General features: G+C 74.0%; 4 protein-coding genes. All 4 read left to right on the forward strand.

The annotated features are described in order from the left end of the window. Positions 1-16 precede the first annotated feature (16 nt). From RZ84_RS33775 to RZ84_RS33790, 4 genes are read left to right on the forward strand one after another with little or no spacing between them, the layout of a single operon-like run. A complete protein-coding gene (locus tag RZ84_RS33775) occupies positions 17-10,441 on the forward strand; it encodes a type I polyketide synthase (RefSeq protein WP_198540099.1) in 10,425 nt (3,474 codons plus the stop codon). Beyond that, positions 10,438-16,041: a type I polyketide synthase gene (locus tag RZ84_RS33780; RefSeq protein WP_052230361.1), complete on the forward strand. Its 5,604-nt coding sequence runs from the start codon at positions 10,438-10,440 to the stop codon at positions 16,039-16,041. The genes RZ84_RS33775 and RZ84_RS33780 overlap by 4 nt, the downstream gene beginning before the upstream one ends. After that, on the forward strand, positions 16,034-20,782 hold the full coding sequence (locus RZ84_RS39395; RefSeq protein WP_043268390.1) for a type I polyketide synthase: 4,749 nt from the start codon (positions 16,034-16,036) through the stop codon (positions 20,780-20,782). Before RZ84_RS33780 ends, RZ84_RS39395 begins: the two co-directional genes overlap by 8 nt. A 59-nt stretch (positions 20,783-20,841) precedes the next feature. Continuing rightward, the gene (locus RZ84_RS33790; protein ID WP_052230363.1) at positions 20,842-26,415 is read left to right on the forward strand and encodes a type I polyketide synthase; all 5,574 of its coding nucleotides are present in this window, start codon (positions 20,842-20,844) and stop codon (positions 26,413-26,415) included. The last annotated feature ends 68 nt before the right edge of the window (positions 26,416-26,483 follow it).

Genomic DNA, 26,483 nt, shown 5'->3' on the forward strand with positions numbered 1-26,483 from the left:
CCGCGAAGGAGACATCGTGACCACGCAGGAACCCACCCACGAATCCACCAAGTTGGTCGAAGCGCTGCGCGCCGCGCTGCGGGACAACGCCCGCCTGCGCCAGGAGAACCGCGACCTCGTCGCGGGTGAGGTTGCGGTGGTGGGTGTGGGGTGCCGGTTCGCGGGGGGTGTGGCGGGTCTTGAGGACTTGTGGGATGTGGTGGTTTCGGGGCGTGAGGCGGTGTCGGGGGTGCCGTTGGATCGTGGGTGGGATGCGGGGGTGTTCGGTGGGGGTGTGGTGTCCGCTGGGTCGTTTGTGGCGGATGCTGGTGGGTTTGATGCGGGGTTCTTCGGGATTTCGCGGCGTGAGGCGTTGGGGATGGATCCGCAGCAGCGGCTCTTGCTGGAGTGCTCGTGGGAGGCCCTGGAGAACGCCGGAATCGTCCCCGAGAGCCTGGCGGGACGCGACGTGGGCGTGTTCGTCGGCGAAATCGCCGGCGAGTACGGTCCCGCCCTCTCGGACGGACCGGCCGGCGTGTCCGGCTACTTGCTGACGGGGTCGACGCCGAGTGTGGCGTCGGGGCGGTTGTCGTATGTGTTGGGTTTGGGTGGGCCGTCGGTGACGGTGGATACGGCGTGCTCGTCGTCGTTGGTGGCGGTGCATTTGGCGGTGGCGTCGTTGCGGCGGGGGGAGTCGTCGTTGGCGTTGGCGGGGGCGGCGACGGTGATGGGTTCGCCGGGGTTGTTTGTGGAGTTTTCGCGGCAGGGGGCGTTGTCGCCGGATGGGCGGTGCCGGGCGTTTTCGGCGGATGCGGCGGGGTTCGGTTTGGCTGAGGGTGCTGGGGTGTTGGTGTTGGAGCGGTTGGAGGATGCGTTGGCGGCGGGGCATCCGGTGTTGGGTGTGGTGCGGGGGAGTGCGGTGAATTCGGATGGGGCGAGTAATGGGTTGACGGCGCCGAATGGTCCGGCGCAGCAGCGGGTGGTGCGGGCTGCGTTGGCGGATGCGGGGTTGGTTGCGGGTGATGTGGATGTGGTGGAGGCGCATGGGACGGGGACGCGGTTGGGGGATCCGATTGAGGCGCAGGCGTTGCAGGGGGTGTATGGCGCGGGGCGTGAGCGGCCGTTGTGGTTGGGGTCGGTGAAGTCGAATGTCGGTCATGCGCAGGCGGCGGCGGGGATGGCGGGGATCATCAAGGTGTTGGGGGCGTTCCGGCACGGGTATCTGCCGCGGACTTTGCACGCGCAGTCTCCCAGTTCGCATATTGAGTGGGAGGGCTCGTGCCTGCGGTTGCTGACTGAGGGCAGGCAGTGGCGGGGTGATGCGGAGCGGATACGTCGTGCCGCGGTGTCCTCGTTCGGTATCAGCGGGACCAATGCCCATCTTGTCCTCGAAGAGCCTCCTGCCGTTACCTCGCCCGGGGCCGGGGTGGAGGAGTCCGGGGTGGGGGAGCCCGGGTCTGTGGCGTGGGTGGTTTCGGCGCGTGGTGGTGAGGCGTTGGGGGAGTATGCGGGGCGTTTGGCCGGTCGGTTGGGGGAGTTGGCCGGTTCGGGTGTGTCGGTGGGGGATGTGGCGCACTCGCTGGGGGTGGAGCGGTCGGTGTTCGAGCACCGGGCGGTGGTGGTGGGCCGTGGTTGGGGTGAGTTGGTGTCTGGGGTGGAGGCGCTGGCGCAGGGGCGTGCGCAGGAGGGAGTGGTGCGGGCGCGGGCCACTCGTCGGTCGGGTACGGTGTTCGTCTTTCCCGGGCAGGGCGGTCAGTGGGCGGGCATGGCAACGGAGTTGCTGAAGACGCCCGGGATCTTCGCGGAGCAGATGGGGCGGTGCCGGGAGATTTTGCGGGGTCTGGCTGGTTGGGATCTGTTTGAGGTGTTGGGGGATGCGGGGGCGTTGGCGCGTACGGAGGTGGTGCAGCCGGCGTTGTGCGCGGTGAATGTGTCGTTGGCGGCGTGGTGGCGGGCGCAGGGTGTGGTGCCCGATGCGGTGGTCGGCCACTCCCAGGGGGAGATTGCGGCGGCGTATGTGGCCGGGGCGTTGGGGCTGGAGGATGTGCTGGCGTTGTCGGTGGCGCGGGCCCGGGCGATCGGGCGGCTGCCGGCCGGGTCGGGCATGGTCACGGTGAACGCGGACGCTGAGCGCCTGGCGCCCTGGTTGACTGGGGGGCTGGTGGTTGCGGCGTTCAACTCGCCCTTCAGCACGGTGGTTTCGGGGCCGGATGGGGAGTTGGAGGTGCTGTTGGCCCGGGCCGAGGCGGAGGGTGTCTGGGCGCGGCGGATCAAGGTGGCCTATGCCTCCCACCACCCCTCGATCGACGCGATCGCCGACGAGTTGCTGGCCTGGGAGCCGAAGACCGCGCCTCGTGCGGCCGATGTGTCCTTCCACTCCACGGTCACCGGTGACCTCCTGGACACTACGCAGCTCACTGCGGAGTACTGGCTGGAGAACCTGCGCAGCCCGGTCCGGTTCGCCGACACGATCGCCGAACTGGCCGCGACCTGCGACACGTTCATCGAGATCAGCCCGCACCCGGCCCTGACCACCAACCTGGAACAGATTGTCGAGACCGCCGGCCGGGGTGAGGACGCGCTGATCCTGCCCAGTCTGATCCGGGACGCCGACCAGGAACACACCCTGCTCCTGCACCGGGCCACCGCCTGGGCCCATGGTCATGTCGCACCTCTGCCCGCACCCCGGCACGGCCGCCACGTCGAGCTGCCCCCACACCCCTTCACCCACACCACCTACTGGCTCACCCCCACGACCGCCACAACCACCCACACCCACCCCGTACTTGACGACGGGACCCTGATCGCGTCTGCCGACGCGGAGACTCCGGCCACGCTGTTCACGGGTACGGTTGACGATCAGCGTCTGCCATGGGTGGCCGACCACAGCATCGGTGGCACGCCCGTGCTGCCCGCAGTGGCGTTCTTGGACTTCGCCTGGCACGCCGGTGCGCAGCTCGGCGCCCCGTCCGTCTCCGAGCTGGTCCTGCACGCTCCGCTCGCCCTGAGCGGCCCCGCCACGGTGCAGGTTCTGGTGCGTCCGGCCGACGCGGAGGGCCACTGGAACTTCGAGATCCACTCGGTGCGCGCCGCCGATTCCGCGGGCCCGCCATTCCTGCGACACGCCAGCGGAGTCCTGACTCCGAGCACCGACAGCGCCGGGTACGACACCTGGGACACCGAGGGCGCGCAGCCGCTTGACGTCGATGTGGCCTACCGGCGGGCGAGGGAACGCGGCTACGAGTACGGACCGGCGTTCAGCGCAGTGCGTGCCCTGTGGCGGGCCGAGGACCAGATTCTGGCCGAACTGGCGCTCCCGGCCGAGCTGCACGCGGAGTTCGGAGCCGGCCAGGGCCCCACGGTGGGCATGCTGGACGCCGCGCTGCAGCCGATCGCCTTCGGGCTGTTCGGCGACGAGTCCGGGCCCGGCGACGCGTCCGGACTCCGTCTGCCCTTCACCTTCACCGATGTGGAACTCCTCGCCCCCGGAGCCGAAGGAGCGCTGCGGACCCGGGTGCGCGCCGTGGGCCCCGATACCTACACAGTGCTCGTCAGCGACACCCGGGGCCGTCTCGTCGCCCGGATCGGTGAGGTGCGGGTCCGCGAGACCGAGGCGGCGGAGCTGCGGGCGGCCGCCGACCGGCCGCTGCCGCTGCACGCCGTGCGGTGGCTCCCGGTGACGCCGCCCGCGGGCGAGGCCGCCGGCGAGAGTCTCCCGCGCATACTGGACCTGACCGGCGGCGACACCACGAGCGACCCGGTGGAGCGGACCCGCGCGCTGCTCGCCGAGGCACTCGCCGCGGTCCAGGAAGCCGACGGCGAACGGCTGTTGATCGTCACGCACCGTGCCGTCGCCGCCGGGACCCACCACGACGACACCTCGGCCCGGGCCATCGACCCCGCAGGCTCGGCCGTGTGGGGTCTGGTCCGGTCCGCGCAGTCCGAGCTGCCGGACCAGCTGATCCTGGCCGACAGCGAGGACGGCACCGTACCTCCGCCCGAGCAGGCGCTCGCTCTCGCCCGCGCCGGCTTCGGCCAGCTCGCGCACCGTGCGGGCCGCTGGTTGCGCCCGGTGGTCACAGAGCTCGCGGCCACACCGGCAATCGCACCTTCCCGGGACGCGGGTACGGCCCTGATCACCGGCGGCACCGGTACCGTCGGCGGGCACATTGCACGGCACCTGGTCGCCGAGCACGGCGTACGGCACCTGTTGCTGGTCAGCCGCAGCGGGCCGGACGCCGAGGGGGCTGCCGGGCTGGCCGCCGAGCTCGCCGCTCTGGGCGCCGAGGTGCGCATCGAGCGCGCGGACGTCGCCGACCGTGCGCGCCTCGCCGAGCTCATCGACTCGGTGGACGAGGAACATCCCCTCACCACCGTGGTGCACGCCGCGGGCGTCCTCGACGACACCACCGTGCAGAACCTCGACGCCGCCCGGATCGACACGGTGCTGGCCCCCAAGGCGGTCGCCGCCCAGCACCTGCACGAGCTGACCGAGCACCTGCCGCTCACCTCGTTCGTGCTGCTGTCCTCGGTCGCCGGTCTGCTCGGCACCTCCGGTCAGGCGGGATACGCGGCAGCCAACTCCTACGTGGACGCCCTCGCGCACAACCGCCACGCTGCGGGGCTGCCCGCCGTCAGTGTCGCGCTCGGACTCTGGGGCGAGACCAGCACGTTGACCGCGCAGCTGGACGAGGCGGGCCGGCGCAGGCTCACGGAACTCGGGCTGCGGCCGATGCGGAACGAGGCCGCGCTGGGCCTGTTCGACCGCGCGCTCGTCCTCGGCGCCGCCGCCACCGTGGTCGCCGCCGACCTCGACCTGAAGGTTCTCTCCCGCAGTGGCCACCCGCTGGCGGAGCGGCCGCAACGCCGCGTCGAGGCCGGGCGGCAGAACCTGCGCGCCGAACTGCTGGCTCTGGAGCCGCGTCAACAGCTGACCGCACTGACCGAGAGGGTCACCGCGCTGGCCGCCCGGGTGCTGCGCAGCGCGCCCGACGAGGTCATCGAACCGGACGCCTCGTTCAAGGAACTGGGCTTCGACTCGCTCACCGCTGTGGAGTTCCGCAATGCGATGGGCACCGAACTGGGATTCCGGCTGCCGCCGACCGTCGTCTTCGACCACCCCACGCCACGGTCGATGGCCGAAGCCCTGCGGCAACGGCTGGCGGAGGACGCCGACGACGACCGGGCACGGACCAGACCGAGTGCACCCACGCCGGCCGAGGCCCGGTACGCCCGGTCCGACGAACCCCTCGCGATCGTCGGCATGGCCTGCCGCTACCCCGGCGGCGTGGGGAGCCCGGAAGCCCTGTGGCAACTGGTGCTCGACGGCACCGACGCCATCGGCGAGTTCCCCCGCGACCGGGGCTGGTGCCTGACGACGCTCTTCAGCGATGACCCGGACCGGCCGGGCACGAGCACCACCCGGCACGGTGGATTCCTCTACGACGCCGCCCGGTTCGATGCCGAATTCTTCGGCATCGCCCCCACCGAGGCCCTCGCCATGGACCCCCAGCAGCGCCTGCTCCTGGAGCTCGCCTGGGAGTCGTTCGAGCACGCGGGCATCGACCCGCAGCAACTGCGCGGCACCGACTGCGGGGTCTACGTCGGACTGATGGCGCAGGACTACGGGGGCAACCTCTCCGGCTCCCGGCACGGGCTGGACGGCTACCTGCTCAGCGGCAACACCCCGAGCGTGGCCTCCGGGCGTCTCGCGTACACCTTCGGCTTCTCGGGACCGGCGGTCACCGTCGACACGGCGTGCTCCTCATCGCTCGTCGCCCTGCACACGGCCGCCGGGGCGCTGCGGGCGGGGGAGTGCCGTATCGCCGTCGTCGGGGCCGCCACCGTGATGTCCAGCCCGCAGACGTTCACCGAGTTCTCCCGACAGCGCGGCCTGGCCGCCGACGGCCGGTGCAAGGCCTACAGCGCGGCCGCCGACGGCACCGGGTGGTCCGAGGGCGCCGGCGTGGTGCTCGTACAGCGGCTCTCCGACGCGCTGGCCGACGGCAACCCCGTCCTCGCGCTGGTCCGTGGCACGGCCGTGAACCAGGACGGCCAGAGCAACGGGCTGACCGCGCCCAACGGTTCCGCGCAGCGCCGCGTCATCGAACGTGCCCTGACGGCCGCCGGGCTCGGCCCCGACGAGGTCGATGTGCTGGAGGGCCACGGGACCGGCACCCGGCTGGGCGATCCGATCGAGGCCGGCGCCATCATCGAGGCGTACGGCGCACAGCGGCAACGGCCGCTGCTGCTCGGCTCGTTGAAGTCCAACATCGGCCACACACAGGCCGCTGCCGGACTCGGCGGTGTCATCAAGATGGTGATGGCGATGCGGGCGGGCATCGCGCCGAAGAGCCTGCACATCGACGCACCGTCCCCCCACGTCGCCTGGGACGGGAACACCGTGCGCCTGCTCACCGAGCACCAGCCGTGGCCCCAGGACGAACGGCGACGCAGGGCGGCCGTGTCCTCGTTCGGGGCCAGCGGCACCAACGCCCACGTCATCCTGGAGCAGGCCCCGGAGCAGGTCCCCGAGTCGGCCGGCACGCCGCAGGCCCAGGGCACGCCGGGCATCGAGGACCGGGAGACCGACCGGCCTGCCGATGCGACCGGGGCGGAGGAACCGACCACCGTGCTGCCGCTCTCCGCGCGCAGCGACAGCAGCCTGCGGGAACAGGCGGCACGGCTGATCCGCTTCCTGGAGGACCACCCGGACACCCCGCTCGGCGACATCACCTGGACGTTGACCCGGCACCGGGCCCAGCACCGCCTGCGGGCCGTGGTGACCGGGCACGGTCTGCCCGAACTGCGCTCCGGTCTTGCCGCTGTCGCGGCCGGGCAGGACGTACCGGGCGTGTTCACCGGCACCGCGGCCGAGGGCCGGCTCGCCTTCCTGTTCACCGGCCAGGGATCCCAGCGCGCGCGGATGGGCGCCGACCTCATGGCCGCCTCTCCGGTCTTCGCCCGGGCGCTGCGCGAGTCGTGCGAGGCGTTCGACGGACTGCTCGACACGCCCCTGTTGGACGTGATCAGGCAACCGGACGATCCCCGGCTGCACCGCACGCTCTTCGCCCAGCCCGCCCTGTTCGCCCTGGAGCGCGCCCTGTTCGTCCTCGCCTCGGCCGCCGGCCTGGTCCCGGACGCGGTCGCCGGGCACTCCCTGGGCGAGCTGACCGCGGCCCATGTCGCGGGCGTCTTCGACCTCACCGACGCCGCCCGCCTCATCGCGGCCCGTGCCGCGGCCATGGACGGCGCCGCCGCCCGGGGAGGCATGGCGAGTGTGCGGGAGTCCGAGGCGGAGGTCGCCGAGCGGATACGCGACTACGACGGCCGTCTGTCGATCGCGGCGGTCAACGGCCCGGCCTCGGTCGTGGTCTCCGGAGACCTGGACGCCGTGGAGGACCTGCTGCGGACCCTCGCCGACGAGGGCGTACGGGCCAAGCGGCTCAAGGTGTCGCACGCCTTCCACTCGGCCCACATGGACGCCGTACTGGACGAGTTCCGGAAGACCGCGCGGTCGATCACCTACCACCAGCCGGGGATCCCGCTGGTTTCGAACGCCTCCGGGGCCTTCGCCGACGCCGCCGGCCTCACCGACCCGGAGTACTGGGTGCGGCACGTGCGCGGCACCGTCCGCTTCGGCGACGCGATCGACACGCTGGCCGCCTCCGGCCACCGTCACCTGCTGGAGCTGGGCCCCGACGGTGCGCTGACCGGCATGGTGGAGGAGCGGGGCGAGTCCGTCACCGCGGTCGCCGCACTGTCGGCCAAGCACCCCGAACTCACGTCCCTCACGGACGCGTTGGCTACCTTGCACGTGGCCGGGCGGACCGTCGACTGGACCGCGTTGACCGGTACCGGAAACCGGATCGACCTGCCGACGTACGGGTTCACGGGGCGGCACTACTGGGCGAGCGCCGAACCGGACACTCCCTCGGCGGGGCCGCTCCTCGACCAGATCGTCGAAGTGGCCGCCACCGACACGGTGGTCGGCCAGGTCACGGTGGACGCGCAGCGGCAGCCGTGGCTGAACGATCACCTGATTCACGGCAGTTGCGTGCTTCCGGGTACGTATGTGGCTGCCCTGGTGGCGGCAGTCGGCCAGGAGGCGGGCTGCCCCGTCGTGGCGGAACTCACCCTCCACACGCCCGCCGTCTGCGTCGACCGGCTCGACGTGCAGGTCGCCGTGGTCGGCGGGCAGGGGCAGGACGCGGGACGGCGGAAGTTCACGGTGAGCGTCCGGGACCGCGCAGGCGGGCCGTGGTCTCCGAGTGCCGAGGGCACCGTCCTCCCGGACACCATGAGCGGCGCGCGGGAAGCGGCGGCTCCCGCCCTCGGCGCGGCCGCGGCCGCCGTGCCCGCGGAGGCGATCGGGGACGGCTATGCACGCCTCGCCGGGCGCGGCTACCACTACGGTCCCGCGTTCCGCGCACTGCGGACGGTCCGCACGGCCGAGGGCCTGACCGAGGCCGAACTCGTGGTTCCCGACGGCACGGTGAGCTGGCCGGTTCTGGCGCCCGCGCTCCTGGACGCCGCACTGCACCCGCTCATCCTCGGCCTGCTGCCCGGCCTGCCGGCCGATGACGACACGCTGTGGGCGCCGTTCACCTGGGAGAACGTCCACCTCACCGGGGCGACCCCGGCCCCCGGCAGCATCCTGCGCGCCCGGCTCGACACCGATGCCCGTCCCGGCGAAGTCCCCGCCGTCTCCGCCGTGATCACCACGGAGACGGGCGAACTCCTCGCCACCGTGGGCCGGGTCACCCTGCGTGCTCTGCGTCCCGACCAGCTCGCCGCCTCCCACGGGGCGGCCCGGTGGGAGATCCGCACCGCAGGAGTCGACACGCCCCCGCCGGCCGGTTCCGCCGCAGTGCACGCCGTCGGATTCGATTCCCCCCTTTCCGGCCTCGCCGGTGGCAACGGCGAGGAGATCACCCTCGTCGACGTCCGGGCCGCCGCCCGCGGCGACGACCCGGTACGCGCCACGCACGAGGCGGTCGGCACCGCGTCGGCCGCCCTGCGCGAGGCGCTGCGGGCACCGCGGCCGATCGTGGTGCTGGTGCCCGACCCGGAGGCCGACGGCGCGCTCGCCGGTTCGGCCGTGGCCGGTCTGGCCAGGGCCGCTCAGGCCGAGCACCCCGGCCGGATCGTGCTGCTCGCGGTCGACGACGACGCGGCCACTCTCGCGCAGCTGCCGGCCGCCCTCACCGTGCGGGGCGGGCGCGAATGGCTGCTCCGCCGTGGCCGCTGGTACCGCCCCGTCCTGCACAGGTCCGCCCCGCCCACCGCTGTCGGACCGGTGTGGCCCGACCCGCAGGAGCTGCTGCTGATCACCGGCGCCGGCGGCGGCATCGGACGGCAGGTGGCCCGGCGGGCGGTGGCCGAATGGGGCGCCCGCAACCTGCTGCTGTTGTCCCGACGGGGCGAGAGCGACCCGGTCCTGAGCGCATTGGCCGAGGAACTGCGTACGGGCGGCGCGACCGTCGAGGTGGTCGCCTGCGACCTGGCCGAACAGCAGGCGGTGCGGGACGTGTTCGCGGCGCACCCGGTGCGGGGAGTGCTGCACACGGCGGGCGTGCTGGCCGACGCGACGCTCGACACGATGACCGACGACCAGCTGCATCGGGTCCTCGCCGCCAAGGCCGACGCGGCGTGGCATCTGCACCGCGCCGCCGGCCCCGACCTGCGCGCCTTCGTGCTGTTCTCCTCCCTCGCCGGCCCCTTCGGCTCGGCAGGGCAGGCCAACTACAGCGCCGCCAACGCCTTCCTGGACGCCCTGGCCCGGCACCGCGCCGAGCGAGGGCTGCCGGCCACCGGCATCGCATGGGGACTGTGGGGCGGCTCCGACGGCATGGCCGGCGCGCTGTCGCAACGGGAGGTGGCGAGCCTGGCCGAGGACGGCATCCTCCCCATGGAACCGCACCACGCACTGGCCGCCCTCGACACCGTCCTCGCCGACGCACCGGCCCCCACCGTGGTCGTCGCCGCGCTCAACCCGTCGGCCGCCGGCGATCCGCGCACGGCACCCGCCCCCCTCGCGGCGCTGCTGCGGACCGCGGCCGATGATCCGGGCAGTTCGCCGCAACTCGACCTGGCGGCCTATCTGCCCGCCGAGCGGCCGGGTGTGGTGCTCGACCTGGTCCGGCGCACCGCGGCGAAGGTGCTCGGGCACACCAGCGTCTCCGCCGTCCCCGCCGACCGCGGATTCCTCGACCTCGGCTTCGACTCCCTGGCCGCGGTCAGGCTGCGCAATCAGCTCGCGCAGAGCTGCGCCGTGGCGCTGCCCGACACGGTGGTCTTCGACTGCCCGACGCCGGCCGAGCTCGCCACCTATGTGATGGCCGAACTCGACCTACCGGAGCAGCCCGGCCAGGACGCCGGGAGCGACCGCACCCCCGGCCTCACCGAGGCCACTGACGAAGAACTGTTCGCCATCGTCGACGGAGGGCCGACCCGGTCATGAGCACTACCGAAGAAACACTCCGCGGCTACCTGCGCAAGGCGGCCGAGGAACTCCAGCAGACCCGCGAGGAACTGGCCCGGGAGCGCGAGCGGCAGCACGAGCCGATCGCCGTCATCGGCATGGCCTGCCGATACCCGGGCGGAGTGCGCACGCCCGCCGAGCTGTTCCGGCTGGCAGAGGGCGGCGTCGACGCGATGGGCGGGTTCCCGCAGGACCGCGGCTGGCCACTGGACCGGCTCCACGACCCGGACCCCGACCACCCCGGCACCACGTACACGACCCAGGGCGGCTTCCTGTACGAAGCCCACCACTTCGACGCCGAGTTCTTCGGCATCAGCCCGCGCGAGGCGCTGGCCATGGACCCCCAGCAGCGGCTGCTGCTGGAGATCACCTGGGAGGCGCTGGAACGCGCCGGGCTCGAACCCGGCGCGCTGCGCGGCAGCGACACGGGCGTGTTCACCGGGGTCATGTACAACGACTACGCCTCACGACTGAACCCAGTGCCCACCGGATACGAAGGGTTCGTCGGCAACGGGAGCGCGGCGAGCATCGCCTCCGGGCGGGTGGCGCACACCTTCGGCTGGCACGGCCCGGTGGCCTCGGTGGACACCGCCTGCTCGTCGTCGCTGGTGACCGCTCACCTGGCCGTGCAGGCGCTGCGGCGCGGCGAGTGCGGCCTTGCGGTGGCCGGCGGGGTCACGGTGATGTCCACGCCCACCTCGTTCACCGAGCTCGCCCGGCAGCGCGGCCTGTCCCCCTCCGGCCGCTGCCGCGCCTTCGCCGAGGACGCCGACGGCACCGCGTGGGGCGAGGGAGCCGGTGTGGTGCTCCTGGAACGCCTCGGCGACGCCCGCGCGCACGGGCACCCGGTCCTCGCGGTGATCGCCGGCAGCGCCGTCAACTCCGACGGAGCCAGCTCCACGGTCACCGCGCCCAACGGCCGCGCCCAACAGCGGCTGATCCGCGCCGCCCTGGCCGACGCGGGCCTGGACAGCGCGGACATCGACGCCGTCGAGACCCACGGCACCGGCACACCGCTCGGCGACCCCATCGAGGCCCAGGCGCTCCTGGCCACCTACGGCGCCGAACGGGACAGCGGCCGACCGCTGTGGATCGCGTCGTTGAAGTCGAACATCGGCCACACCCAGGCAGCGGCGGGCGTCGCCGGGCTGATCAAGACGGTCGAGTCCATGCGTGCGGGCGTGCTGCCGCCCACCCTGCACGCGGACCGGCCCAGCACCCGGATCGACTGGAGCGCCGAGACGGTGCGTCTGGTCCACTCCGCCCGTTCCTGGCCGGCCCAGGACGGCGTGCGGCGCGCCGCGGTATCGGCCTTCGGCATCGGCGGCACCAACGCCCACGTGGTCCTGGAACAACGTGACGAGCCCCCCGTAGGGCTGGCAGAAGCCCGGCCCGGGACAGCGCCCTTGGTAGCGGAGCAGACCGCCGATACCTCGCTCGTCCTGCCCCTGTCGGCCCGGAGCGCCGAGCAGTTGGGCAGGTACGCGGAACACGTCGGTGCCGCGCTCGCCGCTCCCGGCGCCGACCCGGCGGCGCTCGCCGCCGTCTACCGCGCGCGCAGCCGCTTCGCCCACCGCGCCGTGCTCCTCGGCCCCGCCGCCGACCTGACCGACGCCTGCACCGCGCTGGCCACGGGCCGCCGCGCCGACAACGTCCTCACCGGCGTCGTCGACGAGACGCCCAGGACGGTCTTCGTCTTTCCCGGCCAGGGCTCCCAGTGGCGCGGCATGGCCGGCGAACTGCTGCGCAGCAGCCCCGCCTTCGCCGCCGCCTTCGCCGAGTGCGAGGAGGCCCTGCAGCCGCACCTTGACTGGGACCTGCGCGAGGTGCTGACCACCCCCGGGCCCGCTGAGGTCTTCGAGCGGGCCGAAGTCGTCCAGCCGGCCCTGTTCGCCATGCTGGTCTCGCTCGCCCGCCTGTGGCAGGCCCATGGCGTGCACCCCGACGCGGTCATCGGCCACTCACAGGGCGAGGTCGCCGCCGCCTGTGTGGCCGGCGCGCTGAGCTTGCCCGACGCCGCCCTGGTGGTGTGCCGGCGAAGCGCCGCCGTGCGCGGCCTGACCGGTGCCATGTCCTTGGTTGCCCTGGGCGAGACGGAGGTCGCCGAGCGTCTGCCGGACACCGTGAACGTGGCGGCCGTCAACGGGCCCCGCTCGGTGATCGTTTCCGGCCCCGACCAGGACGTCCGCGCCTTCACCGCGAGCCTGCAGGACGACGACGTGTGGGTGAAGTCCCTCCCCGCCGTCTACGCCTCCCACGGCCCGGCGGTGGCGGGGATTCGCGACCGGCTGTGCGCGGACCTGGCCGGGATCACCCCGCTCACGCCGCGGATCCCGATGTACTCCACTCTCGACCTGCGCTGGATCCGCGACGCCGAACTGGGCCCCGAGTACTGGTACCGGAACCTGCGCCACACCGTGCGGTTCGCGCAGGGCGTGCAGCAGGTGGCCGGGGAACGCGGCTCCCTCTTCGTCGAGTGCAGCCCGCACCCCGTGCTCACCATGGCCACCGAGGACAACATCGCCGACAGCGGCGCGGCGGCCCATGTGATCGGCACGCTCCAGCGCGGCGACGGCGGCCCGGACCGCTTCGCCCGCGCCCTCGCCGCCGCGTTCGTGCACGGCGCCGACGTCGACTGGACACCCGCCGGCGAACCCGGCGCGGCCGGCGTCCCCGGCGCGGCCGCCGTGACCGCCCCGACCTATCCCTTCGACCGCAAGCCCTACTGGCTGCACGCCACACCCACGGCGGGCGCCGCCGGGCCGCTGCCCGACCCGGGCCATCCGCTGCTGCGGGCCGCGGTACGCCGCCCCGACGGCAGCGGCACCGACTTCTACGCCCGGCTCGACACCGCCACCGTGCCCTGGCTCGCCGACCACCGCATCATGGACGCGGCCGTGCTGCCCGGCGTCGCCGTCCTCGACGCGCTCGGCCACGCCGGCCGCCACACGGGATGCGGCGCCCCCGCCGAGACCGTGCTGCATCGCCCGGTCGTGATCGACCGTCCGCTGCTGCTGCGCGTCGCCGTGGACGTGCCCGGGGGACAGGCCACGGTCCACGTCACCCCCGCCGACGCCGAACTCCGCGACGGCGCCGAGGAGATCCACGTCGCCACCGCGACCCTCGCCGCCGCCCCGTCCGCCCGGCTGCCCGCCATCGTCGCGGTCCCGTCCGCCGACGAGTCCCTGGACGACGCGGCCGCCTGGTACGAGCAGATGCGCGCCGCGGGCTTCGACTACGGCCCGGCGTTCTCCCGGCTGACCGGATTCCGGCGGGAGACCGCCGACGGGGACGATGTCGTCTACGCCCGGGTGTCCATCGACACCGCCGTCGGAGACCTCCCCCCGGCCCTGGACGCCGTCCTGCACGGTGCGTGCGCGTCCGGGCTGATCGACCTGGTCGGCGCGGACGGCACCACCGCCCATCTCCCGCACCGCTGGGAGGACGCCGACCTGCCGGCCTCGCTGCCCGCCGCCTTCTGGGCCGTGCTGCGCCCGGTCGCGGATCCGGACGGACCCGCGGTGGAGGTGCTGCTCGCCGCCGACGACGGCACCGTCCTCGGCGGCATCGGGGCCGTACGGTCCCGCCCGGTGCCGACCGCCGCGCTGCGCGGCCGCACCCGCTGCCACGCGGTCGCCTGGGAAGCGGCGCCCGCCACGCCGTCGGCCGAGCGCGTGGTCGTCGTCGGCGACGCCCGTCTGGCTGCCTCCCTTGAGGAGCACGGTGTCACGGCCGACCTGGTCGCCGACTGGGACCAACTGGACGCCGACCCCGGCCTGGTGGCGGACGGCACCCCGGTGCTGGTGCCGCTGGCCGCACCGGAGGCCGCCGACCCGGCCGCCGCCGTGCTCGCCGCCACCGAGAACGGCCTGGAGATCGTCCGGCGCTGGCTCTCGGGCCCCCACCCCGGACGGCTGACCCTGCTGACCACCGAGGCGCTCGCCGCCGGCGACCCGGCCGGCGCCCGACTCGCCCATGCCGGGATCACCGGCCTGCTGCGCAGCGCCCGCGCCGAGGAACCAGGCCGCTTCCAGCACATCGACGTGCCCGGCTCCGGTGCCGACCCCGGGCTGATCGCCGCCGCCCTCGGTAGCGCCGAGCCCGAACTGGCCCTGCGTGCGGGTGAGTTGCTGATGCCCAGGCTCCGCCCGCTCACTGCCCTGGCCACGCCCGCCGAGTGGGACCCCGACGGGACAGTCCTGATCACCGGGGGCACCGGCAGCCTCGGCTCACTGGTCGCCGAGCACCTCGTCAGCACCGGCCGGACCCGCCACCTGCTGCTGCTCAGCCGCTCCGGCGAGCGCGCGGCGAACGCCGGCGACCTGGCCGAGCGGCTGCACGCGGCGGGGGCCCGGGTGCGGATCGTGGCCTGCGACGCCGCCGACCGGGACCAACTGGCCGCCGCCCTCGACGGGATCGACGCCGCGCACCCGCTCACCGCCGTCGTGCACGCCGCGGGGGTCCTCGACGACGCGCTGCTCGGCGACCTCGACGCCGCCCGGCTGCGCACGGTATTCGCCCCGAAGGTGCCGGCCGCGTTCCACCTGCACGACCTCACCGCGCACCTGCCGCTGCGCGCGTTCGTCGTTTTCTCCTCCGCGGCCGGCACCCTCGGCGGCTCCGGACAGGCCAACTACGCGGCCGCCAACACCGCCCTGGACCGCCTGGTGGCCGAGCGGGCCGCACAAGGACTGCCCGCGGCGTCCGCCGCGTTCGGGCTGTGGGAGCGGGTGAGTGGCATGACGGGCGCCATGGATGACGCCGAGCGGCTGCGGGTGCGGCGCGGCGGCCTGGTCTCGCTCACCGACGGCGCCGGGCTGGACGCCTTCGACCAGGTTGTCGACGGGTCCGAACCCCTCGTCCTGGCAACGGAGTTCGACCTCGCGGCGCTGCGTGCCCAGGCAGCCGCCGGTCAACTCCCGCCCATGGCACAGACCCTGCTCCCCGCGTCGTCGGCGACGACCCGCGCCGCCGAGGACGACGCCGCCCGGCTGAGGGCCCGGCTCGCCGAGGCCGATCCCGCCGAGGCGGGCCGCATCGTCACCTCGTTCGTGCTGGGCCACCTCGCGGAGGTCCTCGGGCACGCCGACAGTTCGGCGATCCCGTCGACCGGCTCGTTCAAGGAACTGGGCCTGACCTCCATCAACGCCGTCGAGCTGCGCAACCGCCTGGCGGCCGGAACCGGCCTGACCCTGCCCGCCGGCCTGGTCTTCGACCACCCCAACCCCAAGGCGCTGGCCGCGCATCTGGCGGAGCGGATGGCCGGGGCCGGGCAGCGCGGCCGCAGCGATCCGCTGGCACCGGCCCTGGAGGCGGTGCGGGCCCTGGGCGAGCGGCTCGCCCGGCTCGCCCCGCATGCGGCGGACTCCGCCGACGGCGGCCGGGCCGTCCAGGAGGCGCTGGGGACGCTGGCCGGACAGTGGCGCGACAGTACGGGCCGCACAACGGGGACGGCGCCGGTGGACAGCCTCGACGGTGCCACCGACGACGAGATCTTCGGCCTTATCGACAACGAACTCGGAATGGTTACGGACCAGGAATCACCGGTCCCTGGTGCGCGGGAGGCAGCAGATGAGTAATGAAGAGCGTCTGAGGCAGTACTTGAAGAAGGTCACCACCGAGCTGCAGCACACCCGTCGACGTGTCGGGGAACTCGAGAGCGCCCGCTCCGAGCCCGTCGCCGTCGTCGGCATGGCCTGCCGGTTCCCCGGCGGCATAGCGACCCCCGAGGACTACTGGTCGGCGCTGCGCCGCGGCGCCGACCTCGTCTCCGGCCTGCCCGAGGACCGCGACTGGGATCTGGCCGGACTGCACGACCCGGACCCGGACGCGCTGGGCAAGTCGCTCACCGACCAGGGCGGATTCCTGACCGACGCGACCTGCTTCGACCCCGAGCCGTTCGGCATCAGCCCGCGGGAGGCGCTGGCCATGGACCCCCAGCAGCGGCTGATCCTGCAGACCTGCTGGGAGGCCGCCGAACGCGCCGGGATCGACCCCACCGCGCTGCGGGATTCGCCGACGGGCGTCTACATGGGCGTGATGGGCCAGGACTACCTGCCCCGCGCCGACCGTGCCACCGAGGCGGTCGCCGGATACGCCGTCACGGGCGCGGCCTGCAGCGTGGCCTCCGGACGGGTCTCCTACGTCCTCGGCCTTCAGGGGCCGGCCGTGACGGTGGACACCGCGTGCTCCTCCTCGCTGGTCTGCCTGCACCTGGCCATGGCCGCCCTGCGCACCGGCGAATGCGACCTCGCCCTGGCCGGCGGCGCCACCGTGATGTCGTCGCCCGCCACGCTGGTCGAGTTCAGCCGGGTCCGCGGCGTCGCCCCCGACGGACGCTCCAAGGCCTTCTCGGCCCTCGCCGACGGGGCCGGTTTCGGCGAGGGTGCCGCCGTCCTGGCGCTCCAGCGGCTCTCCGACGCGCAGCGAGACGGGCGGCCGGTGCTCGCGGTGCTGCGTGGCGGTGCCGTCAACTCCGACGGCGCGAGCAACGGCCTGACCGCACCGAACGGCCCCTCCCAGGCCCGCGTCATCACCGCGGCGCTCGCCGCCGCCGGGGTTCGCGCCGCCGACGTCGACGTGGTGGAGGCGCACGGTACCGGCACTCCCCTGGGCGACCCGATCGAGGCCCGCGCCCTGATCGACGTTTACGGGTCCTCCCGGCCCGCGGGGAACGGCCTGCTGATCGGCTCGGTGAAGTCCAATATCGGCCACACCCAGGCCGCCTCGGGTGCTGCCGGCCTGATGAAGCTCATCCTCGCCCTGCGGCACGAGGAGCTGCCCCGGACCCTGCACGCCGACGAGCCCACCCCGGAGATCGACTGGAAGGACTCCGGGATCCGCCTGGCAACCGCCAACACCCCCTGGCCCCGCGGCGAACGGGTCCGCCGAGCGGCGGTGTCCTCCTTCGGCGTCAGCGGTACCAACGCCCACCTGATCGTCGAGGAGGCCCCCGAGCCTCTTGAGCCCCCGGCGGCCGAGTCCTCGGCTCCCGTCGCCGACCAACTGCCCGGCGCGGCCGAGCCGGTGACCGCGCTGGTGCTGTCCGCCGCGAGCACGGACGCGGTGCGACGCGTGGCCGCCGACGTGACCCGGCTCGCCTCCGACACCGCCGTCGACCCGACGGCCCTCGGCGCGGCCCTCGCCACGGCCCGGACCGGACTGCCGGAGCGCGCCGTCGTCATCGGCCGGGGCCGCGACGAACTCCTCGCGGGCCTCGCCGCCGTCACCGACGGACTGCCCTCGCACTCCGTACGGCACAACCGCACGCTCGACACCCGGCAGCCCGTCTTCGTCTTCCCCGGACAGGGCGCCCAGTGGTCCGGCATGGCGGCCGGCATGCTGGAGCAGAGCGCCGCGTTCCGCGCCGAGTTCACCGCGTGCTCCGAGGCCCTGGAGCCGTTCACCGGCTGGTCGCTGCTGCGGCTGCTGGCCGACGACGACCCCTCGGCACTGACCCGCGTCGACGTCGTACAGCCCGCGCTGTGGGCGACCTATGTCGCGCTGGCCGCCGTATGGCGCGCGCATGGTGTGACGCCCGCCGCGGTGATCGGGCACAGCCAGGGCGAGATCGCCGCCGCCCACGTCGCCGGCGCCCTGACCCGTACCGACGCGGCCCGCGTGGTCGCCCTGCGCAGCCGGGCGATCCGGGGTCTGTCCGCCCGCGGCGGTATGGCCTCGGTGGCGCTGCCGCTGCCCGCGGCGCGCAGACTGATCGCCGGTCATGGGCCCGCGGTGGAGGTCGCCGCCGTCAACGGGCCGGCCAACACGGTGCTGACCGGCGACGCGGACGCACTCGACGAGATCGTCCGCCGGGCCGTCGAGAAGCGGGTCCGGGCCAAGCGCATCGACGTCGACTACGCCTCCCACTGCGCCCACGTCGACGCCCTCCGGGGGGAGATCCTGGAGGTGCTCGCGCCGGTCAGCGCCCGCAGACCCGCGGTCCCCATGTATTCCACGGTCGATCTGGACTGGGTCCGCGAAGGCACCGTCGACGCCGAGTACTGGTACCGCAACCTGCGCCAGCCCGTCCGCTTCGTGGAGGGCGTGACCACCCTGATCACCGCAGGGTTCGGGGCGTTCATCGAGGTCAGCCCGCACCCCGTGGCGACGCCCGCGATCACCGAGACCATCGAGGTGGCGGGTGGGTCCGCCGTCGCCCTCGGCACCCTGCGCAGGGACGAGGGCGGCTACGAGCGGTTCGCCACGGCGCTGGCCGGGGCGTACACCCACGGGGTGCCGGTCGACTGGACCCCCCTGTGGACCGGCGGACCGCACCCGCGCGTCGCCCTGCCCACCTACCCCTTCGCCCGCACCCGTCACTGGCTCGACGAGTCCGTCCGCGAGGGGCTGCACGCGGCACCCCGCGCCGAGAACTACCGCATCGCGTGGGAGCCTCGCCCCGACGGCAGGCAGGACGTGACCGCCGCCGGACGCTGGGTGGTCCTCGTCCCGGCCGACGGAACGGCGCTCGCCGCCCGGCTGGCCGACGCGGTCCGCCGACGCGGCCTGACCGTCGACGAGCTCGTCGTGCCCGAAGACCTCACCCGCGAGCAGTTGCGCGCCCTGCTCCGCCAAGGGCCGCCGGCCGAGGCCGACATCATCGTGTCGCTGTTGTCCCGGGACGGGCGCACCGACCCCTCGACCCCGCAGGCGCAGCATGGCCTGGCCACCACCGTCCGCGCCGTCCAGGCCCTGGCCGACATCGGCAGCACCGTGCCGCTGTGGCTGCTCACCACGGGAGCCCAGCACGTCGCCGACGTCCCGGCCACCGCCCCCTTCGCCGCGCAGACCTGGGGCTTCGGCAAGGTCGTCGCCATGGAGCACCCGGAGCTCTGGGGCGGCATGATCGACCTGCCGGCACCCGACCGGATCGACGACGCCGATCTGGACGCCGCGGTGTCCGCGATCGCGCCGTCCGACGACGAGGACCAGATGGCGATCCGCGGCGGCCGGGTGCTGGTACGCCGGATCGAGCAGTGGGCACCGACTGCGGGCGGCGACTGGCGGCCGGAAGGGACCGTCCTGGTCACCGGCGGCACCGGCGCACTCGGTACCCACACCGCCCGATGGCTCGCCGGCCGGGGCGCTGACCGCATCGTGCTGACCGGCCGACGCGGCACCGCCACCCCGGGCATGCCCGAGCTGGTCGCCGAACTCGGTGACCAGGGCGTCACGGTGGACGTCGTGGCGTGCGACATCGCCGACCGCGACGCCGTGCGGGACCTGCTCGACGGCTACCGCGCCCAAGGCGCGCCCATCCGCACCGTCCTGCACGGCGCGGGCACCGGCGAGCTGGTCTCGGTGCTCGACGTGGACCTGGACGACTTCGCGGAGATCCTGCGGGCCAAGGTGCTCGGTGCCCGAAACCTCGTCGCCCTCCTCGACCCCGAGGACGTGCACGCGCTGGTCTTCTACTCGTCCATCGCCGGGGTGTGGGGCAGCGGGGACCACAGCTCGTACGCCGCAGCCAACGCGTTCCTCGACGCCTACGCCCAGCAGCTCGCCGCCGCGGGCTGGCCGGCCGCCTCGATGGCCTGGGGCGTGTGGCAGCCCTCCGACGTGGCCGGCAACGGCGGCATGTCCTCGCATGTCGACACCACTGCCCTGCGCCGCCGCGGAGTGAAGACCATGCGCGCCGACTCCGCCCTCGACCGCATGGGCGCCGCGCTCGCCGCGCACACCCCGCACGCCGTGATCGCCGACATCGACTGGGACCGCTTCCTCGACGTGGTCTCCGGAACCGGGCAGCGCCCGCTGTTCGCCCGCCTGGCCAAGGACGACGACCCCGCACAAGACCGTGCCGATACGGGGGACTTCACCAGGGAGCTCGACGGGCTGGCCGGCCCGGAGCGCCGGCAGCGGCTGCTGGACCTGGTGCGCGCCGTCACCGCCGCCGCCCTCGGCCACACCGACGCCGGCGTCATCGACCCGGACGTCGCGTTCAAGGACCACGGCATCACCTCGATCACCGCGGTCGAACTCCGCAACCGGCTCGCTCGGCGCACCGGACTGACGCTGCCCGCCTCCCTCGTCTACGACCACCCCAGCCCTGCGGCCGTCGCCGCCGTCCTCGATGCCACCCTGAGCGGCCCCGACGACACCCCGGCGACCGATCCGCAGACCCTGCTCGACGCCCTCGAGCGGCAGCTCGGCACCGCAGCGGGCGCACCGGACGCCGGTACCGGCATCGCGCGCCGGCTCCGGCAACTGCTGCGCCAGATCGAGGCACCCGCGGGGACCGGGCCGGGCGCGGTGCTCACCGAGGAGTCCTCCGCCCAGGACGTCGTGGACTTCATCGAACAGGAACTCGACATCTGACCGCTCCGCCCGCCCGCTCCGCCCCGCCGCGCGCACCGCTCTCGCAAGGAGATCCGCACATGGTCGAACAAGACAAGCTCCTCGGGTACCTCAAGCGGGTGTCGGCCGAGCTGCAACGCACCAGGACCGAGCTGGACGCCGTCCGCGACGCCGCGCACGAGCCGATCGCCGTCGTCGGCATCGGCTGCCGTTACCCCGGCGGCGCCCACACCCCGGAGGCGCTGTGGCGGATCTTCGCCGACGGCCGGGACGTCATCGGCGCCTTTCCCACCGACCGCGGCTGGGACCTGAACGACTTCTTCGACCCCGATCCCGACGCCGAGGGCCGCAGCTACGCCCGCGAGGGCGGATTCCTCACGGAAGCGGGCCACTTCGACCCCGAGTTCTTCGGGATCAGCCCGCGCGAGGCGCTGGCCATGGACCCGCAGCAGCGGCTGCTCCTGGAGACCGCGTGGGAGGCGATCGAGTCCGGCGGGGTCGACCCCTTCGGCCTCAAGGGCAGCCGCACCGGCGTCTTCGTCGGGGCGATGAGCCAGTGCTACGACCGCCAGACCGACCAGCCCCCGGCCGGCCTCGAAGGGCTGCTGCTGCTCGGCGGCGTCACCAGCGTCGCCTCCGGCCGCATCGCGTACACCCTCGGCCTTGAGGGCCCCGCGCTGACCGTCGACACCGCCTGCTCGTCCTCTCTCGTCAGCCTGCACCTGGCCTGCCAGTCGCTGCGCAGCGGCGCCAGCGACTTCGCCCTGGCCGGCGGCGCCGCCGTGATGGCGCTGCCGGACGCCTTCTCCGGCTTCTCCCGGCAGCGCGTCCTGGCCAAGGACGGCCGCTGCAAGGCGTTCTCGGCGGACGCCGACGGCATGGGCATGGCCGAGGGCGTCGGCATGCTGTTCCTGTGCCGCGCCGCCGACGCCCGCCGGCGCGGCCTGGAGATCCTCGCGCTGATCAGGGGCAGCTCCGTCAACTCGGACGGCGCCAGCAACGGCCTCACCGCCCCCAACGGCCCCTCGCAGGTCCGGGTGATCCGCGACGCGCTGCGCGACGCCGGCCTGCCCTCCGGGGCCGTCGACGCCGTCGAGACCCACGGCACCGGAACCGAACTCGGCGACCCCATCGAGGCACAGGCGCTCCTGGAGGGCTACGGCTCCGGGCGCGCCGCCGACCGCCCGCTGTGGCTCGGCTCCGCCAAGTCCAACATCGGGCACAGCCAGGCCGCCGCCGGAGTCGTCGGCGTGATCAAGATGGTCATGGCGATGCGGCACCGCACCCTCCCGCGCACCCTGCACGCCGACCGGCCCACCGGGCACGTCGACTGGACCGGCCCCCTCCAACTGCTCGACCGGCCGCGCCCCTGGGAGCCGGCCACCGACGGCGAGGGGCCCGCGCCGCGCCGGGCCGCCGTCTCCGCGTTCGGCATCAGCGGCACCAACGCCCACCTGATCCTGGAAGAGGCACCCCCGCAACGGATGCCGGAAGAGGCCGCGGCCGACGCCGGAGCGCCCGCATCCCAGGAGCCCGCCGCGGACGCCGTCGCCTGGCCCCTGTCCGCCCGTACGGCGGCCGGCGTACGGGCGCAGGCCGGCCGGCTGGCCACCTGGGCGCGCGAACACCCCCAGGCCGACGCCCGGCAGGTCGCCCACACACTGGCCCGGCGCCCGCGGTTCGACCACCGTGCCGTCGCCGTCGGCGACTCGCTGGAGGACGTCGCCGCCACACTCTCCCGCCTCGCCGCCGGAGAGGCGGGGCCCCCCACCGTCCTGGGCACGGCCCGCCAAGAGCCTCGGGTCACCATGCTGTTCTCCGGGCAGGGCGCCCAACGCGTCGGTGCCGGCCGCACGTTGTACGAGCGCTTCCCGGTCTTCCGGGCCGCCCTCGACGAGGTGGCCGCGGAGTGCGACCGGTATCTCGAAACCCCGCTGCTCGACGTGCTGTTCGCCGACCCCGGGACCCCGGCCGCCACGCTGATCGACCGCACGGACTACACCCAGCCCTGCCTGTTCGCCGTGGAGACCGCCCTGTACCACCTGGTCCGGTCGTTCGGCATCGCACCGGCCCATCTGCTGGGCCACTCGATCGGCGAGATCACCGCCGCCCACGCGGCGGGCGTACTGGATCTGCCCGACGCCACACGTCTCGTGTGCGCCCGCGGACGCCTCATGGAGTCGGTGGCCACCGAAGGAACGATGTACGCGCTGCGCGCCGCCGAGGAGGACGTGGCCGCGCTGCTGGCCGACCGGGACGACGTCGCGATCGCCGCGGTCAACGGCCCGCGGGCGGTGGCCATTTCGGGGGAGCGCTCCGCAGTGGCCGAGGTGGCCGCCCAGGCCCGGGACCGGGGCATCAAGACCCGCGAACTCAACGTCAGCCACGCCTTCCACTCGCCGCTGATGGACCCCATCCTGGAAGAGTTCACCGCCATCGCCGCCGGCCTCACCTTCCGGCCGCCCCGGACACCGGTGATCTCCAACGTCACCGGCGCCGTCGCCACCGCCGAGGACCTCACCTCCCCCCGGTACTGGACCCGCCACCTGCGGGAGGCGGTGCGCTTCCACGACGGGCTGATGCAGGCGCGCGCCGCGGGCACCGACGTGCTGCTGGAACTCGGCCCCGACGCACCGCTGACCGGCCTCGCCTCGGCCGCCCTGGACGAGGCCGGGCCGGCAGCCGCCCCGGACGACGCCGGTCCGCTCACCGCCGCCGCCCTGCGGCGCGACCTGCCCGAGGACGCGTCCATCCTGCTGCTCGCGGGCACCGCCCACACCACAGGCGTCCCCGTCGACTGGGACGCCGTACTGCCCGGAGACGCGGCCCCGGCGTTCGGGCTCCCCACCTACCCGTTCGCCGGACAGCACTACTGGCTGCCCGCCGGCCACCCCGGTGCCGAACCGCAGGACCTGGGCCTCGCCCCCGTCGCGCACCCGCTGCTCGGTGCCGCGCTGCGGCTGCCCGGCACCGCCACCACGGTCCTCACCGGCCGGATCTCCACCCGGACCCACCCCTGGCTCGCGGACCACGTCATCCTCGGCCAGGCCATCGTCCCGGCCACCGCGGTGCTGGAGCTCATCAGGGCCGCCGGCACGGTCCTCGCCGCAGACCACGTCATCGAGTCCCTCGGCGTCGAGCGCCCCCTCGTCCTGCCGGAGCGGGGTGCCCTCGACCTGACGATCGTGGCCGAACCCGGCACGGAACCCGGCACCGATCCTGGCACGGACGAACCCACCTGGACCGTCACCCTCACCTCCCGGCACAGCCAGGACACCGAGGAACAGCGGCACGCCGTCGCCGTACTCCGCGCCGAAACCGCAACACCCCACGCCGACTTCGCCGAACTGCGCGACTGGGACCTCACCGACGCGACCCCCGCCGATGTCGCCGGCCACTACACCCGCATGGCCAACGCCGGCCTGGACTACGGCCCTGCCTTCCGCGCCCTGCGCGAGGCGTGGACCCGCGGGACCGACCTCCTCGGCGTCGTCGCACTGGACCCCGCCACCGACACCGACGGATACGGCACCCACCCGGCCCTTCTCGACTCCGTACTCCAGGCCATCGGACTGACCACGACGGACGACGCACCGCAGGTCCGCGTCCCGTTCCACTTCTCCGGAGCAGCGCAGCACGGCCCGGCCGGCACCCGGCACCGTTTCCTGATCCGGTACGCGGACGACGGAACCGCCCGCGTCCTGATCGCCACAGAGGACGGCGCCCCGGTCGCCTCGGTGGCCGGCCTCACCCTGCGCCCCGTGGACCACGCCCAGTTCACCGACGTCTCCTGGCGCGTCAGGCCGCTGCTGTACGAGATCACCTGGCAGCCGGCCCCCGAGCCCGCGGGCGCCCTGCCGCTGCGCATCGCCACCGTCGGCTCCGTGTCCCCCGGTCTCGTACGCGCCTGGGACGCCGCAGGACACACCGTCGACGCCCGGCCCTCGCTCACGGACACCGCCGACGCCGACCGCGTCGTCCTCGCCCCACCGATCGCACCGGGCGAGCCGCTCGACACCGGCCGCGCCCGGGACGCCATCGCCGAGGCCCTGCGCGCCGTGCAGGAGTGGCTCACCGCCGACCGCCCCGGACAGCTGTGGATCGTCACGCCCGACGCGGCCGATCCGGCCGTCGCGGGGGTGCACGGACTGCTGCGCAGCGCGGAGACCGAACACCCCGGGTGCTTCACCGTCGCCGGCACCGACGGCGCCGAGGACTCCGACACCGCTCTGGCCCGCGCCGTCGCCGCGGGCAGCGACGAACGCGAACTCGCCGTTCACCGGGGCGTGTTGCTCGTGCCCCGGCTCGCCAGGGCCCCCCTCCCCACCCCGCCCCACGATGGCCGGACCCTCGACGGCACCGTCCTGATCAGCGGCGGCACCGGCTCCATCGGCTCCCTGGTGGCCCGGCACATCGCCGAGCGGTACCGGCCCGAGCGGATCGTCCTCACCAGCCGGCGTGGCTCCGCAGCACCCGGCGCCGAGGACCTGGTGGACGACCTGCGCGCCGCCGGCTGCGACGTCAGCCTGGTCGCCTGCGACCTCGCCGCCCCGGACGCCGTCGACACACTCCGGCACGCGATCGGCGACCCGACGGTCCTGTCCGCAATCGTGCATGTCGCGGGCACGACCGCCGACGCACTCCTGACCGACCTCGACACCTCGGACATCGCGGCCGTGTTCGACCCCAAGGTGCACGGCGCCGCGGCCCTGTGCGCCCTGAGCGCCGAGGCCCCCGACGCGCGGATCGTGCTGTTCTCCTCTGCGGCGGGCGCCCTCGGCAACGCCGGCCAGGCCAACTACGCGGCCGCCAACAGCGTCCTCGACGCCCTCGCCGACCACCTCTCCGCGCAGGGCCGCAGCGCCACCTCCCTGGCCTGGGGCCTCTGGGAGCAGCACGGCGGCATGACGGACACGGTCTCCGACGCCGACCTCGCCCGCTTCGCGCGCACCGGCGTCACACCGATCGGCCCGGCCGCCGCGCTGGCCGTCCTTGACCTGGTGCTGTCCGACGACCGCCCCCGTCTCGTGCCCCTCTCCCTGGACACCGGCACCCTCGCCGCCACCGGCACCGTGCCCGCCGTCCTCTCCCTCCTGGTCACCCCCGCGACCACCGCCGCGGCGGAACAAGCGGACGACACCGATGAGTTCCGCGCATCCCTCGCGCTCCTGTCCGGCGAGGAACGACTCGATGCCCTCACCGACGAGGTACGCACACAGGTCGCCATGATCCTCGGCTACGACGACCCGGAACAGGTGCCCGTCGGGCGCGGCCTGCTGGAGCTCGGCATGACCTCGCTCACCGCCGTCGACCTGCGCAACCGGCTCTCCCGGCGCACCGGCCTGTCGCTGCCCGCGACGCTGGTGTTCGACTACCCGACGGCCGGTGAGCTGGCCGACTTCCTGCATCGGGAACTCCCCGACACCGCGGACACCGGAGCCGCTGCCGGGCGGGAACTGCTCGACGAAGTCGAACGGCTCATCGCCCGGCTCGGCGACCCCGCCCACCGCGAAGCCCTCCTCAACCGTATGCGCGCACTGCTACGCACCCACGACACCGACCACCACGACACCGACCACGCGGACGACGACATCGCCGACGCCACCGCAGACGAGATCTTCGGGCTGCTCGACAGCGAGCTCAAGGACTCCTGACCCACAGGCCCCCGCCCCCCACCCCCTCAGTACCAACAGGACCACCCCCACCCCCTCAGTTGAGAGAA

This window comes from Streptomyces sp. CT34, from assembly GCF_000805335.1.
Lineage (GTDB): Bacteria > Actinomycetota > Actinomycetes > Streptomycetales > Streptomycetaceae > Streptomyces.